The sequence below is a fragment of the Streptomyces sp. NPDC049879 genome (assembly GCF_044461265.1).
Taxonomy (GTDB): domain Bacteria; phylum Actinomycetota; class Actinomycetes; order Streptomycetales; family Streptomycetaceae; genus Streptomyces.
Genome location: NZ_JBITKT010000005.1, coordinates 94,980 through 108,765, shown reverse-complemented (window position 1 = coordinate 108,765; position 13,786 = coordinate 94,980). Strand labels below are relative to the sequence as shown.

Annotated in this window: 13 protein-coding genes; 8 read left to right on the top strand and 5 right to left on the bottom strand. The window is 74.8% G+C overall.

Annotated features, from left to right (window positions below):
* Nucleotides 1-77 precede the first annotated feature (77 nt).
* The gene (locus ACIBPC_RS18420) at nucleotides 78-1,592 is read left to right on the top strand and encodes an MFS transporter (RefSeq protein WP_398845864.1); all 1,515 of its coding nucleotides are present in this window, start codon (nucleotides 78-80) and stop codon (nucleotides 1,590-1,592) included.
* A 68-nt stretch (nucleotides 1,593-1,660) separates the two neighbouring features.
* Nucleotides 1,661-2,938: an MFS transporter gene (locus ACIBPC_RS18415; protein ID WP_362958393.1), complete on the top strand. Its 1,278-nt coding sequence runs from the start codon at nucleotides 1,661-1,663 to the stop codon at nucleotides 2,936-2,938.
* An 11-nt stretch (nucleotides 2,939-2,949) separates the two neighbouring features.
* On the opposite strand, the gene ACIBPC_RS18410 is transcribed toward ACIBPC_RS18415, so the two are convergent.
* The gene (locus ACIBPC_RS18410) at nucleotides 2,950-3,384 is read right to left on the bottom strand and encodes a hypothetical protein (protein WP_398845860.1); all 435 of its coding nucleotides are present in this window, start codon (nucleotides 3,382-3,384) and stop codon (nucleotides 2,950-2,952) included.
* Between the two features lie 96 nt (nucleotides 3,385-3,480).
* Here ACIBPC_RS18410 and ACIBPC_RS18405 point away from each other — a divergent pair, with 96 nt between their 5' ends.
* Nucleotides 3,481-3,891, top strand: coding sequence for an organic hydroperoxide resistance protein (locus tag ACIBPC_RS18405; RefSeq protein WP_362958387.1), 411 nt, complete (start codon nucleotides 3,481-3,483; stop codon nucleotides 3,889-3,891).
* Nucleotides 3,892-4,055: 164 nt separating this feature from the next.
* On the opposite strand, the gene ACIBPC_RS18400 is transcribed toward ACIBPC_RS18405, so the two are convergent.
* Complete coding sequence (locus ACIBPC_RS18400; protein ID WP_398845857.1) at nucleotides 4,056-4,514, bottom strand: carboxymuconolactone decarboxylase family protein; 459 nt, start codon at nucleotides 4,512-4,514, stop codon at nucleotides 4,056-4,058.
* Nucleotides 4,515-4,607: 93 nt separating this feature from the next.
* Between ACIBPC_RS18400 and ACIBPC_RS18395 the strand changes: the two genes are divergently transcribed.
* Together ACIBPC_RS18395 and ACIBPC_RS18390 are read left to right on the top strand one after the other, a co-directional pair.
* Complete coding sequence (locus ACIBPC_RS18395; protein WP_398845854.1) at nucleotides 4,608-5,483, top strand: sigma-70 family RNA polymerase sigma factor; 876 nt, start codon at nucleotides 4,608-4,610, stop codon at nucleotides 5,481-5,483.
* A gap of 574 nt (nucleotides 5,484-6,057) precedes the next feature.
* The gene (locus ACIBPC_RS18390; RefSeq protein ID WP_362958378.1) at nucleotides 6,058-6,846 is read left to right on the top strand and encodes an alpha/beta fold hydrolase; all 789 of its coding nucleotides are present in this window, start codon (nucleotides 6,058-6,060) and stop codon (nucleotides 6,844-6,846) included.
* 22 nt (nucleotides 6,847-6,868) lie between these two features.
* Here ACIBPC_RS18390 and ACIBPC_RS18385 read toward each other — a convergent pair whose 3' ends face one another.
* Entirely contained in the window at nucleotides 6,869-7,135 is a 267-nt protein-coding gene (locus ACIBPC_RS18385) for a hypothetical protein (protein WP_398845850.1), read from the bottom strand.
* A 105-nt stretch (nucleotides 7,136-7,240) separates the two neighbouring features.
* Here ACIBPC_RS18385 and ACIBPC_RS18380 point away from each other — a divergent pair, with 105 nt between their 5' ends.
* The 3 genes from ACIBPC_RS18380 (at nucleotide 7,241) to ACIBPC_RS18370 (ending at nucleotide 10,994) form a co-directional block, all read left to right on the top strand.
* Nucleotides 7,241-7,945, top strand: a complete 705-nt coding sequence (locus ACIBPC_RS18380; protein ID WP_398845847.1) for an HNH endonuclease family protein — start codon at nucleotides 7,241-7,243, stop codon at nucleotides 7,943-7,945.
* 174 nt (nucleotides 7,946-8,119) lie between these two features.
* Entirely contained in the window at nucleotides 8,120-9,118 is a 999-nt protein-coding gene (locus ACIBPC_RS18375; protein WP_398845844.1) for a LysR family transcriptional regulator, read from the top strand.
* 130 nt (nucleotides 9,119-9,248) lie between these two features.
* Nucleotides 9,249-10,994, top strand: a complete 1,746-nt coding sequence (locus tag ACIBPC_RS18370; protein ID WP_398845841.1) for an IlvD/Edd family dehydratase — start codon at nucleotides 9,249-9,251, stop codon at nucleotides 10,992-10,994.
* A gap of 23 nt (nucleotides 10,995-11,017) precedes the next feature.
* Here ACIBPC_RS18370 and ACIBPC_RS18365 read toward each other — a convergent pair whose 3' ends face one another.
* Nucleotides 11,018-11,197 carry a hypothetical protein gene (locus ACIBPC_RS18365; RefSeq protein WP_362958366.1) on the bottom strand — a complete coding sequence of 60 codons (180 nt, stop codon included), beginning with the start codon at nucleotides 11,195-11,197 and terminating at the stop codon, nucleotides 11,018-11,020.
* 177 nt (nucleotides 11,198-11,374) lie between these two features.
* Nucleotides 11,375-13,615, bottom strand: coding sequence for a D-alanyl-D-alanine carboxypeptidase (locus ACIBPC_RS18360; RefSeq protein ID WP_398845837.1), 2,241 nt, complete (start codon nucleotides 13,613-13,615; stop codon nucleotides 11,375-11,377).
* Nucleotides 13,616-13,786 lie beyond the last annotated feature (171 nt).

Here is a 13,786-nt window from a genome sequence, read left to right as displayed (position 1 = left end):
CCGCCGGGTCCGCACGTCCGCACGCCCGCACGCCCGCGCGACGGGCGGGCCCGGCCGGGGCGGCGGATGATGGCCGCATGGCGCGGCAGGAGCGGGACCACGGGGCGGGGGTCGCCGTACGGGAGCCCGCGGGGCGCCGGGTGCTGGGCGCGGCCGTGTTCGGCTCGGGCATGGCGATGCTGGACGGGACCATCGTCACGGTCGCGCTGCCCCGCATCGGCGCCGATCTGGACGTGCCGCTGTCCGACCTGCAGTGGACGCTCAACGCATACATGCTGACCCTTGCCGGGCTGATCCTGCTCGGCGGCGGCCTGGGGGACCGCTATGGGCGGCGCCGGGTGTTCGTGATCGGCGTCATCTGGTTCACCCTGGCGTCGCTGCTGTGCGGCATCGCCCCGAACGGGAACGCCCTGATCGCCGCGCGTGCCCTCCAGGGTGTGGGCGGCGCGCTGCTCACCCCAGGGTCGCTGGCGCTGATCCAGGCGACGTTCCGGCCGGGGGAGCGCGCCAAGGCGGTCGGCCTGTGGTCGGGGCTCGGCGGGGTGGCGACGGCGTGCGGGCCGTTCCTGGGCGGCTGGCTGGTGGACGGGCCGGGCTGGCGGTGGATCTTCTTCATCAACGTGCCGTTCGCGCTGGTCGTGCTGGTGCTGACGCGCGGGGTGCCCGAGAGCCGGGACTGGGACGCGTCGGGGCGCTTCGACGTGCTGGGCGCCGCGCTGGCCGCCCTCGCGCTGGGCGGCGTCACGTACGCGCTGATCCAGCGGACGGTGTGGGTGGCGGCGGTCGGTGTGGTGGTCGGCGCGCTGTTCGTCCTGCGTGAACGGCGCGCGCCCCGGCCGATGCTCCCCCTGGACGTCTTCCGCTCCCGCCTCTTCACCGCGGCCAACCTGGTCACCCTGTGCCTGTACGCGGCGATCGGCGGCGTCTTCTTCCTGCTGCCGACACAGCTTCAGAACGGCCTCGGCTACTCGGCGCTCACCGCCGGGGTCGCCACCCTCCCGACCACCCTGCTGATGACCGCGCTCTCCGGGCCCGCCGGTGCCCTGGCCCAGCGCATCGGCCCACGGCTGCCCATGACGGTCGGTCCGCTGATCGCCGCCGCCGGACTGCTCCTGCTGCACCGCGTCCACCCCGGCGGCTCGTACTGGACGACGATCCTCCCGGGCGTCGTCGTGCAGGGCCTCGGCATGAGCCTGTTTGTCGCACCCCTGACCGCTACGGTCCTCGCCTCCCTGGAGGACCGGCGTGCCGGGGTGGCCAGCGGGGTGAACAACGCCGCCGCGCGCGTCGCCCAGTTGTTCGCCGTCGCGGCGCTCCCGCTGGTGATCGGCCTGTCCACCGACGACTACCGGGACGCGGGCGCGGTGGACGCCGCCTTCGGCCGGGCGGTGCTGGTCTGCGCGGGGCTGATGGCGGTGGGCGCGCTGGTGTCCTGGTTCACCGTGCCGGGGGAACTGGTGCAGGCGGAGAAGGGACGCGAGGACGGCCGCCGTCCAGGGGGCGAACGCCCCGCCGCGCCGCAGTGCCGCACACACTGCGCCGTCTCCTCGCCCCCACTGGAACCCGGCCCGCACCACGACCGCGCGCGCTGACCCGTAAGCCCCCGCGGGAGGCCCGCATTCGCGTCGCACTCCTGCGCGAGCGGGGCGATAGTGGGGCCATGACATCCTCGCCGGGGCTGTGGTCGCGGAACTTCGCCCTCTTCTTCACGGCGCGCACCGTCGCCAAGCTCGGTGACATGATGCTGCCCGTCGCCCTGGCGGCCGGGCTGGTGGCGCAGGGCGGCGGGGCCGGCTCGGTGGGCGCGGCGCTGGCGTCGTTCACCGCATGCTTCGCGGGGTTCGTCGTCTTCGGCGGGGTGATCGCGGACCGGTTCGAGACGCGGCGGCTGATGATCGGGGCGGACGTGGTGCGCGTCGTCACCCAGTCGGTGACGGCGTGGCTGTTCTTCGCGGGGCAGGCGCAGCTGTGGCAGCTGTGCGCCTTCGGGGCGGTGAACGGGATCAGCGCGGCGATGTTCCAGCCGGGCGTGGCGAGCACTGTGCCGCGTATAGCGGAGGACGTGCAGGGGGCGAACGGGGCGGTGCGCACCGCCGAGTCGGCGATGGCGGTCCTCGGCCCGGCGACGGCGGGCACGCTCGTCGGTGTCACGTCCCCCGGCGGGGTGTTCGCCGTGCACGCCTGCACGTACCTCGTCAGCGCCCTGTGCCTCCTGCTGCTCCGGCTCCCGGCGCAGCAGCGCGGCGAACGGGGCACCGGCACGTTCCGCGCCGACCTGGTGGAGGGCTGGCAGGAGTTCCGGGCCAGGACGTGGATGTGGGGCGTCATCCTCATCTGGATGCTGCTGATGCTGATGGCCTGGGGACCGGCCGTCCCGCTGGTCGCGACCCTGATGATCGGCGAGCACGGCGAGGGCGCGTACGGCCTGGTGAACTCGGCGCTCGGCGCGGGCATGGCCCTGGGCGGGCTGCTGGCCATGCGGTTCCGTCCGCGCTATCCGCTGCGCGTGGGGGCCGTGGTGCTGTTCGGGTACTGCCTCCAGCCGCTGACGGTGGGCGCGGGCATGCCGCTGCCGGTCGTCATGGGGGGTTTCGTCATAGCCGGGGCCGGCATGGCGTTCTGGGGCGTCATGTGGGCCACGTCGGTGCAGACGCAGGTGCCGGGCGCGGTGCTGAACCGCATCCACGCGTACGAGGTCGCCGGTTCCCTGGTGATGATGCCCGTCGGCCAGGCCCTGGCCGGGCCCGCTGCGGGGGTGTTCGGTACGGACGAGGTACTGCTCGCCGGTGCTGTGGCGTGCGTCGTGGGACCCGCGACACTGCTGGCCGTTCCCGCCATCCGGCGGCTGCCGCGCGTCAGCGGCAGCAGGCGTCACCCGGTGCCCGTGCCTGCGCAGCGGCGGGTGGTCAGCAGCGCCGAGGGCGAGCAGCGGGGGTGAGGGCGACGGGGTCAGCCGCGCAGGGGGCAGGGCAGGCGGGGATCGGTGTGGTTGGGCGAGCAGCCGATGACGTCCAGCGTGAGGTACCCCGTCCCGCGCAGGTACCAGCCCGCGTGCACGTCGCCGCCCCAGGCGAGCGTCAGCGCCGCCGACCGTGCCCGGCCGGGCACGTCCGCCCGCTCGTGCGCGTCGGCGAACGCGGGTGCGGCCCGTGCCGCCTCCCGGCCGAACCAGTCGGCCGCCGCGTCCGGCGCGCCGAGGGTACGGGCCACGGCGCCGGAGGGCCGCAGCAGCCAGTCGCTGATCCGCAGGGGCGTGCACGGGTTGGCGAGGAAACCGGGCGAGGGCGGCGTGCCGGGTGCGGCGGCGGGGCGCCGGTCGGCCTCCTGGTCGAAGACGCGGCGTTCGCCCTGCCAGTGGTAGGCGTGGAAGTGCGCGGGCGGCATGTCCCTTCAGGTCGGCCGCGCGCGCCCGGGGCTGGAGAGCCGGAACGGTGACGGCCGCCCGGTCGTTACCGCCACAGCCGACGAAAGGTGAGGATCATGGACGCGCTGTACACCGCCGTCGCCACCGCGAACGGCCGCGAGGGCCGCGCCGTCTCGTCCGACGGGCAGCTCGACGTCGGCCTGGCGCTGCCGCCCGCGCTCGGCGGCGACGGCCGCGGGACCAACCCGGAGCAGCTCTTCGCCGCCGGGTACGCCGCCTGTTTCGCGAGCGCGCTCGCGGGCGTGGGGCGCCGGGAGAAGATCGACACGGGGGACGTGTCCATCACCGCCGAGGTGGAGATCGGGCAGGACGACAAGGGGTTCGCCCTGGCCGTGACCCTGCGCGCGGAGCTGCCGGACCACCTCTCGGGCGCGGAGGGCGAGCGGCTGGTCCGGCAGGCGCACGAGGTCTGCCCCTACTCGCGCGCGACACGGGGCAACGTGCCGGTGACCCTCGTGGTCGAGTAGCGCGCCGGGGTGGGCGGTGCGCGCACGGGCGTCCTGCGCCTGGGCCGCCGTGCGCGGACCGCGTACCCCCGGGAGCGCCCAGGCGTCCCCGCGCGGGAACGAGGCCCCGTCCCCTGACGCGCCCGGTCACCTGCGGCGGTCAGCGGCAAGAGCCCGCGCCCGGCTCAGCCCCAGGTCCGGCCCGCCGGTTCCTTGATGGTGCGGTTGATCCTGTTGAAGAAGTTGGTCAGTGCGATCTCCAGGTTGAGCGAGCCGATCTGCCGCTCGGTGAAGTGCGCGCCGGCCTCCTCCCAGATCTCGTCGGTGACCCCCTCCGCCCCGTCCTGCAGCCGGGTGGCGGCCTCGGCCAGCGCCAGCGCGGCGCGCTCCGCGCCGGTGAAGAACGGCGCCTCGCGCCAGGCCGCCACGGTGTGCAGCCGCTCGTCCGTCTCCCCGGCCTTCCTCGCCGCCGCGGCGGCGGCGTGGACGCACGCCGAGCAGCCGTTGATCTGGCTGGCGCGCAGGTGGACCAGCGCGAGCAGCCTCGGGTCGACGCCTCCGGCGGCGATCGCCTTCTGCAGGTGCCCGACGGCCTTCCACACGTCGGGATTGTCCGTGTCCTTGTCCTTCAGCCGGTTCTGCATGGCAGGTGCTCTCCTCGGTCCGGGGCGGGGTTACCTCACGGGGCTGGTGCCCGTCACCCCTCTGACGGAGCAGCTTCCACGGAGGTATCACCCATGTCCGGCGCACATCCCGCAGATCCGATCGCCGAGGCCTTCGAGGCGCACCGCGACCGGCTCACCGCCGTCGCCCGCCGCGTGCTCGGCTCGCACGCCGACGCGGACGACGCGGTCCAGGAGGCGTGGCTGCGCCTGTCCCGCCAGGACGCGGGCACCATCGACAACCTCGGCGGCTGGCTGACCACCGTGGTCGGCCGCATCAGCCTCGATCTCCTGCGCTCGGGCCGCACGCGCCCGACGGTCCCCCTCGACGACCAGCCGCCCGGGGCCACCGTGACGCTCGACGACGACCCGAACCCGGAGGAGCTGGCGGCGCTGGGCGACTCGGTCGGCCTGGCGCTCACGACGGTCCTGGACTCGCTGCGGCCCGACGAGCGCCTGGCGTTCGTGCTGCACGACGTGTTCGCCGTGCCGCACGGGGAGATCGGCGCCATCATCGGCAGGTCGGCCGACGCGACGAAGATGCTCACCAGCCGCGCCCGCCGGAAGGTGCGGACCGCGCGGCGGTCCGCGGGCGACCGGCGGCGGGAGCGCGAGGTGGTCGCGGCGTTCCTGGCGGCGGCCCGCGAGGGCCGGTTCGAGCGGCTGCTCGAAGTGCTGCACCCGGAGGTCGAGCTGACCGTCCACGCGCCCGGCGGACGGTTCGTCACGATCGGCGCCACCGAGGTCGCCGGCCGCGCCCGGGTGGCCGCCGCCGCGGCGCGCGGGCACGCGGCGACCGTCGGCGGGCGCCCCGGCGTCATCGCCTGGCACGCGGACGGCACGCCGCTGTCCGTGCTCGCGTTCACCGTCGCCGAGGGCCGCATCACCGGGATCACCGCCGTGGTCGATCCAGCCGAACTGGCCCTCATGGACCTGCCGGACGCGGTGTGACCGCCCACCGCCCGGCAGCACGCCGGCCGACCGGAACGGGCGACGGGCGTCAAACGCGCAGCCGCCCCCGCCCCCCGTCCCCCAGGTGTTCGACTCCCGCCGCGCCCCCGCCGCCCGTCGCCGCGCGGGCTGCCCAGGCCGCACCCCGCGCCCGCGCCTGCCCAACCCACTCCCGCCACACAGCCCGCCCACCAGCACCACCGCCCCGCACGGCCCCGCCACCAACGGCCGCCCCACCCGACCGGCGCCGCCACGCCCCGCACCTCCGCGCCCACCACCCCCCACCGCAGGTCAACGCCGCCATGACCCGTCCTCGCACGCGACACCCGCGGCGCACCACCCCGTACGCTCCCTCCGGCGCCCCCAGGCCAACCGTCCCCTCACCCCTCCGTACGACCCGCCGCGCCCAATCCCGCGCGCCCGCCGCCCGTTCCCCCGCGGCCACCCCATGACGCCCGGCCCATACGGCCCGGCACACCGCCTGTGGCGGCCGGTGCACGTCCCGCCCCTTCATCCTGGCGTGACGGCCACCGCGCGGCCGGGGACTTGCCGCACAGCGGAAGGAGACACGTTCATGCCGATCGTCACCGCCGGGAACGCCCGGGTCCACTACACGGTCACCGGCACCGGGCCGCCCCTCGTGCTCGTCCACGGCACGGGCGCGCTCGGCGCGGAGGGCACCTGGAGCGGGATCGCCCCCGCCCTCGCCGACCGGCGCACCGTCATCGCGCCCGACCTCTCGGGCACCGGCAGGACCGAGGACGACGGGGCGCCGCTCACCGTCGAGGGGCTCGCCGCCCAGGTGGCGGCCGTCATCGGGCACGCCGCGGACGGCCCGGCCGCCGTGCTCGGCTACTCGCTCGGCGCCCCCGTCGCCACCGCGCTGGCCGCGCTGCGCCCCGACCTGGTGGCCAGCCTGATCACCGTCGCCGGGTGGGCGCACACGGAGGGGGACGCGTACCTCAGCAACGAGTTCGCGCTGTGGCGATGTCTGGGGGACCTGGACGCCGAGGCGTTCGGCCGCTGCGTCACCATGACGGGCTTCAGCCGCGGCTTCCTCGGCGCGCTCGGCCACGACGAGGTGGAACGGCTCGTCCGCGCCATGCCGCCGACGCCGGGGACGCTGCGGCACGTGGACCTCGACCGGCGCATGGACATCCGCGCTCTGCTGCCCCGCGTACGCGCGCGCACCCTGGTGATCGGCTGCGCGCAGGACGCGACCGTGCCGGTGGAGCACAGCCGCGCGCTGCACGCGGCCATCGCGGGGGCGCAGTACGCGGAGATCGACGCGGGGCACGCCGCGTTCTTCGAGCAGCCGGAGGAGTTCGTCAAGCTGGTGCGGGACTTCGTGCCCGCGTCCTGACGCCGCCGCCCGCCGCCCGTCGTCAGACCGCCGGTTCCGCGGCCTCCGACTCGGTCATGACGGTGTCCCCGAGGATCGTCGCGTGTTCCAGGACGTCTTCGAGCGGGTCGTCGATCTGCCCGGTCCCGATGAGCGCGAAGCGCGGTCCGATGCGGGTGTCGCCCGCGTAGTGCTCGTCGGCCGCCGCGGTGCCCGCGCCCAGGGCCGCCGCACCCGCCGTCGCGAGGGCCAGCAGCGGCAGTCGTGCCGGCAGTCGTGCCCAGAGGGTCCGGTTGCTGGTGCTGTGCATGTCCACGCCTTTCCGACGACCCCGCACCACGCGGGAGTTCGGTCTGCTAATCAGGCGGGCGTCCAGAAGGTTACGGTTTCACCAGGTCGTATTACCGTGCGTCAGGTGACTACTGCATCCCGCCCCGGCCCGCGCGTGACCGCGGCCGTCCCCCTCCTGCTCGCCGCCGCCCTGCTGGCCGCCTGCGACCAGGCATCCGAACTGCCCGGCACCGACCCCGCGCCGCCGTCCGCGTCCGGCGGCGGCACCACCGCGGGCACCACCCTCCCCGGCCTCCCGGAACCGGCCGAGGCCCGCGCGCTCCTCGACGGCCTCACCGTCGCCGACGCCGGCTCGATGAGCGGCTACTCCCGCGACCGCTTCCCCCACTGGGCCGAACGCGACGGCTGCACGGTCCGCCAGCTCGTCCTCGAACGGGACGGCGAGGACGTGACCGCGGGCGACGACTGCCAGCCCGCCTCCGGGACATGGACCAGTGCCTACGACGGCGAGACGTTCACCGAGCCGGGCGACCTCGACATCGACCACATGGTGCCGCTCGCCAACGCCTGGCGCTCCGGCGCCGACGAGTGGACCGACGACGAGCGCGAGGCGTTCGCCAACGACCTCGACGCCCCGCAGCTCCTCGCCGTCAGCGCCGCGAGCAACAGGTCCAAGGGTGACCAGGGCCCCGACGAATGGCTGCCGCCCGCCGAGGACTTCCACTGCACCTACGCCGTGGCCTGGACGGCGGTGAAGGACACATACGGCCTCACCGTCACCGCCGCGGAACGCGACACCCTCGCCGGACTCCTCGACGGCTGCGCCTGACCGCGCGCGGGGACGGGGCGGGAGCCGGGGGAAACCCGTTTCGCACCACGGAATGCGGCGTTATGATCCCGCTGTTCACGTTTTCGGGTGCGACGGCCCGCCGGCCGTCCCCGCGCGGTCCTGTCCCCCCACCCGGCCGGCACACGGACCGCACCGGGAGCCGAGGAGGCAGCGGTGGATCTCTCCAGCGCGCACAGTTACCGGCTCGACTGGATCACCAGCTTCGTCGCCGTCGCCAGGCACGGCGGCTTCTCCGCCGCGGCCAAGGCCCTCTACCGCTCGCAGCCCCGCGTCAGCAGCCATGTCGGGGAGCTGGAACACGTCCTCGGCGCCCGGCTGTTCGACCGCTCGGTCCAGCCCGTCGCCCTCACCCCCGAGGGGCGGGCGCTGCTGCCGCACGCCGAGGAGATCATCGCGCGCCTCGGCGTGTTCGCCGACGTCGCGGGCGGCGCGGACGGGGTGCTGCGCGGCGAGGTGCGGATCGGCATGTACCCGAGCGCCGCCGCGTACGCCTACCCGCCCCTCGTACGCGCCCTGCGCCGGCGCGCGCCGACCGTGCGCACCACCCTGGCCGAGGGCCCCGCGCTCTCGCTGGAGAGCGGGCTGTCGGACGGCGAGATCGACCTCGCGCTGCGGCCGGTCCTCCCGCTCGTCCGCGACGACCGGCTGACGTACCGGCGGCTGTGGAGCGAGCCGCTCGTCGCCGTCGTGCCGCACGGCCACCCGCTGGCCGGGCGCGGGCCGGTGACGCTGGCGCGGCTCGCGGCCTTCCCGCTGGTCACGATGGGGGAGCCGGCCGAGGGGGCGCCCCGGCAGTTCGAGACGAACCTCGCGTTCGCCGAGGCGGGCGTCCGGCCCGAGATCGCCTTCGAGACGACCCAGCCGCAGACCCTCGCCGCCCTGGTCAGGGGCGGGCTCGGCGTCGGCTTCACCAACGCGCTCGCCATGACCACGGCGAACTGCGAGGGCGTCGAGCTGCTGCCCGTCGCCGAGCGCCACATCCGGCGGCACGTCGCCGTCTGGTGGCGCGCCGACCGGCCCGAGTCCCCGCTGCTGCCGCTCGTGCGGGACGTGATCGCCGGGCTGCCCGCGCCCCGGCTGGCCGAGGTCGCCGACCCGTACGACCCCTACGACCCGTACGACCCCTACGGCACGGCGGACGCCGTGGCCTGATCCCCCGGGGTATCGCGACAACGGATGGCCCCCATTCGGGTACGCCCCACCGCGGCACCGGGCACCGCGCGACCAGTCCCCAGGGCGCCTACCCGGGGTTACGGTGACAGCCCCGCGCCGAAGGATCCGCATGACCGCATCGCACGAGCCGCAGCCCCCCGCCGCCCCCCGCAGCGCCGCCTGGTTCGGCACCGAGGGGCGCAACGGCTTCATCCACCGCTCCTGGCTGCGCAACCAGGGCCACGGCCCCGAGGTCTTCGACGGACGCCCCGTCATCGGCATCGGCAACAGCTGGTCGGAGCTGACGCCGTGCAACGCCCACCTGCGCGACCTCGCCGAGGCCGTCAAGCGCGGGGTGTGGCAGGCCGGCGGCTTCCCGCTCGAATTCCCCGTCATGTCGCTCGGCGAGCCGCTGATGCGCCCGACGACCATGCTCTACCGCAACCTCCTCGCCATGGAGACCGAGGAGACGCTCCGCGCCAACCCGCTCGACGGCGTCGTCCTCCTCTCCGGCTGCGACAAGACGACGCCCGCGATGCTGATGGGCGCCGCCAGCGTCGGCCTGCCCACGCTGATGGTGACCGGCGGGCCGATGCTGAACGGCAAGTTCCAGGGCCGCGACATCGGTTCGGGCACGGACGTGTGGCGGCTGAGCGAGGAGGTGCGCGCGGGCCGCATGTCGCCCGCCGACCTGACCGACGCCGAGGCGTGCATGTCCCGCAGCAGCGGCCACTGCATGACGATGGGCACCGCGTCGACCATGGCCTGCGTCGTCGAGGCGCTCGGCGTCCAGCTGTCCGGCGGCGCCGCGATCCCGGCCGTGGACGCGCGGCGGCGCGCGATCGCCCAGGAGTCGGGGCGGCGGATCGTGGCGATGGTGGGGGAGGACCTGCGGCCGTCCGCGCTGCTGACGCGCGAGGCGTTCGAGAACGCGATCCGCGTCAACGCCGCGCTCGGCGGCTCCACGAACGCCGTCGTCCACCTGCTCGCCCTCGCCGGGCGCGCCGGAGTCCCGCTCGCGCTGGACGACTTCGACCGGCTCGCCGCCGATGTGCCGGTCCTCGTGGACCTGATGCCGTCCGGGCGCTTCCTCATGGAGGACTTCTACTACGCGGGCGGGCTGCCCGTCGTCCTGCGTGAACTCGACGCCATGGGCCTGCTGCACGCGGACGCGATGACCGGCAGCGGCCGCACGGTCGGCGAGGAGGTCGCGGGGGCGCGCTGCTGGAACCGGGAGGTCATCCGCACGGCGGAGGAACCGTTCCGCCCCGCCGGGGAGGGGACCGTCGTGCTGCGCGGCAGCCTCTGCCCGGACGGCGCCGTCCTCAAAGTCTCGGCCGCCTCGCCCGAACTGCTGCGGCACCGGGGCAGGGCACTCGTCTTCGACCGCGTCGAGGACTACATCGCGGCGGCCGACGACCCCGACCTGCCGGTGGACCCCTCGACGGTGATCGTCGTGCGCGGCGCCGGGCCGCGCGGCTACCCGGGCTTCCCCGAGGTGGGGAACGTGCCGGTGCCCAAGGTGCTGCTGGAGGCGGGCGTCGAGGACGTGCTGCGCATCAGCGACGCGCGCATGAGCGGCACGGGGTACGGCACGTGCGTCCTGCACGTCGCCCCCGAGGCGGCGGTCGGCGGGCCGCTGGCGCTGGTGCGGACGGGCGACTGGATCGAACTCGACGTCCCCGCCCGGCGCCTCGACCTCGCCGTGGACCCGGCGGAACTGGCCGCGCGCACCCCGGCGCCGGTGGCCACGGAGATCCCCGCGCGCGGCTGGGCGCGGCTGTACGTGGAGCACGTCCAGCAGGCGGACGTGGGCGCCGACCTGGACTTCCTCACCGGCGGCAGCGGGGACGGCGTGCCCCGGCACTCGCACTGACCGCAGGGGTCACAGGGGGCCGGTCACAGGGGCGTGCGGTAGTTCTCCGCCTTGTCGAGCGTCGCGGTGAAGCGCGCCCACTGCTCAGCGCCTTCCGCCGTGGGACCCACGGTGAAGTCCTCCGGGTCGAGGAAGTCGAGCCGTTCGCGTGTGGCGGGATCGAGGTCCCGCCACGCCGCTTCGTCCTGCGGTGACCGAGCCACAGTTGTCGCACACCCAGATGTTGTTGTCCACGCGTCGCCTGCCGCCCCCGACCTGCCCTGTTACGGACAGCGGCCGTGGGAGAGACCGACTGTAGCGTGCCGCGCGGGGGCGCGGCAGCCCCTGACGCCGCGGGGTGACGCGTACGCCCGCGCGGCGTCAGGGGTGGTGCGTACCGATCAGGCCACGCGGGTCAGCCGTTCGCCGACGGCGGGTTCCGCCAGGTCGTCGGCGAGGGCGACGGGCACCTTGGTGCCCGCGACCGTCAGCGTCCCGACCTCCGTGCCCGCCGCCGCGCTGCCCGGCACGCCGTCCTCGGCCGGGGTGAGCGTCAGGTCCACGCTCATCCCGGCCCAGCCGACGGCGGTCACATCCTCGGTGACGGCGACGGGTGTCCGGCCGCCGAGCCCGTCGTCCACATAGCCGACGACATCACCCGCCGACAGGATCGTTTCGGTCCGCAACTGTTCCTGCGCGAAACGGATCAGAGTGTCACTGGCCGCGATCGCCCCGTCGAGTATGGAGTTGTTGAGCGGGTCCTGGTCCACGACGGCGCCGACGATGAGGCGGTGCTCGTCCTCGCCGACCGGCTGCTCGACGGCGAACAGCAGGTTGCCGCCCGCCGCGGTCGTCGTGCCGGTCTTGATGCCGACGACGTTGTTCAGCGGCACGAGGCCGTTCCAGTTGTAGTGCAGCTCGTCGTACATGTCGGTGTACGAGGGCTGGCGCGCGATCTCCCGGAAGATCCCGTCCCGCATCGCGGCCTCGCCGAGGATCACCTGGTCCGCCGCCGTGCTGACCGTGGTGTCCTCCAGGCCGCTCGGGTCGGTGTACGTGGTGTTCTCCATGCCGAGTTCGCGGGCGGTCTCGTTCATCTTCTCGACGAACGCCTCCTCGGACCCGGCGTCCCAGCGGGCCAGCAGGCGCGCCACGTTGTTCGCCGACGCGATCAGCAGCGACTGGATCGCCTCGTACTCGGTGATCTCGTCACCCTCCTGCACATCGACGGTGGACTCGTTCTGCGCGCTGAGACCGCTGTCCTCCTCGGCCTGCTGGTCGATGGGGATCAGCTCCCCGAGCCCGGCCTCGTCGGTGATGGGGTGGTCGCGCAGGATGATGTAGGCCGTCATCACCTTGGCCACCGAGGCTATGGGCGTCGGCTCCTGCGCGCCGGACGAGCCGAACGAACCGATTCCCGCCACCTCCAGATGCGCCTGCCCGGACGACGGCCAGGGCACGTCCGCCGCGTCGCCCTCGAACGTGAACGTCTCCGCGGCCGTCAGCCGCAGCTCCGGATCGGGCAGCGGGCGCAGGAACTGCGCGACCGCGACCGCGACCACCAGCAGCAGGACGACCGGCGTCCAGATCTTCACGCGCCGGGCGGCGGTGCGCAGGGGCGTGGGCGGGGGCGGCGGCCGGTTGGTCAGGGCGGCGAGCAGCTCCAGCGGGTCCTTGGGCTCCTCGGCGGGTGCGTCCGCCGACTTCAGCGGGACGTACGTGCTGGCCGGGGGCTCGGTCGTCCCGGTGGCGGAGGGCGGCAGCCGGAGGGACGTGGTCTTCCGGTCGGCGGGAGGTTCCTCCCGTTCCTCCGGTGCGCCGTCCTCCTCGGTGGCCGAGGGCGGCAGCCGCAGGGAGGTCGTCTTCCGGTCGGCCGGGGGCTCCTCCGCCGTGTCGGCCGGGACGCGGAGGGCCGTGGTCGGCTGGTCCACCCGCTTCCCGGGCAGGGCGAACATGGCCGTCGGCTGGTCGACGGGACGCTCGTCCCCCTCGCCGCCGTCCTCCTCCGGCTGTCCGGCCTTCCCCCGGGGCTTCTCGCCGCCTGGCTTCTCCTCCGCCGGATCGTCCGCCGGCGCGACGTCGGCCTGCCCGGAGGCCTCCTCGGAGTCCTCGTCCTTGTCGTCGTCCTCCTCGGGCTCGGCGCCGCTCTCCGCCGCCATGGGAACGCGCGGATCACGCGGGGCGGGGAGCTTCAGGGCCGTGGTGGCCTGTTCGACATCCTTGCCCGCCTGCCCGGCGTCGCCACGGTCCGCGCTGTCCGCGCCGTCTGCGCTCTCCGTGCCGTCCGCGTCCTCCGCGCCGCCTGTGTCCCCCGTGGTGTCCGTGCTGTCCGGGCCCGAGGGCGACCGACCGGCGGGCTCCCCCGCCTCCTCGTCGCCGCCCTCGCTCTTCCCGGCGTCACCGGCGCTGTCCGTGCTGTCAGCGCCGTCCGTGCCGTCCGCGGCGTCGCTGCCGTCTTCCCCGGCGTCCTCCGCCGTGGTGTCGGCCGCTTTCTCCGCGTCCTCCGGCTCCGGCGCCTCAGCGGCCCGCTCTACGTCCGCCCCCTCTTCGGCCTGCCCGGTCTCCGCGGTGTCCGCCGTCTCAGGGCTCTCCGTGTCCGTACGGTCTTCCGCCGTGTCCACCCCTGTGCTGTCCTTCGTCACGCCCTCGTCCCCGGGAACCTTCGCACTCCGGGGAACCTCCAAGGCCCTCCCGGACGTCTTCTCCGATGACTCCCGCTCCCGCTCCGAAATGTCCGGGGACCTGCCCGACACCCGTGCCTCCCTGCAAGTCGTTCTCGCCGCGCTTCGAAGTACCCGTCGGCCCTACCAGTC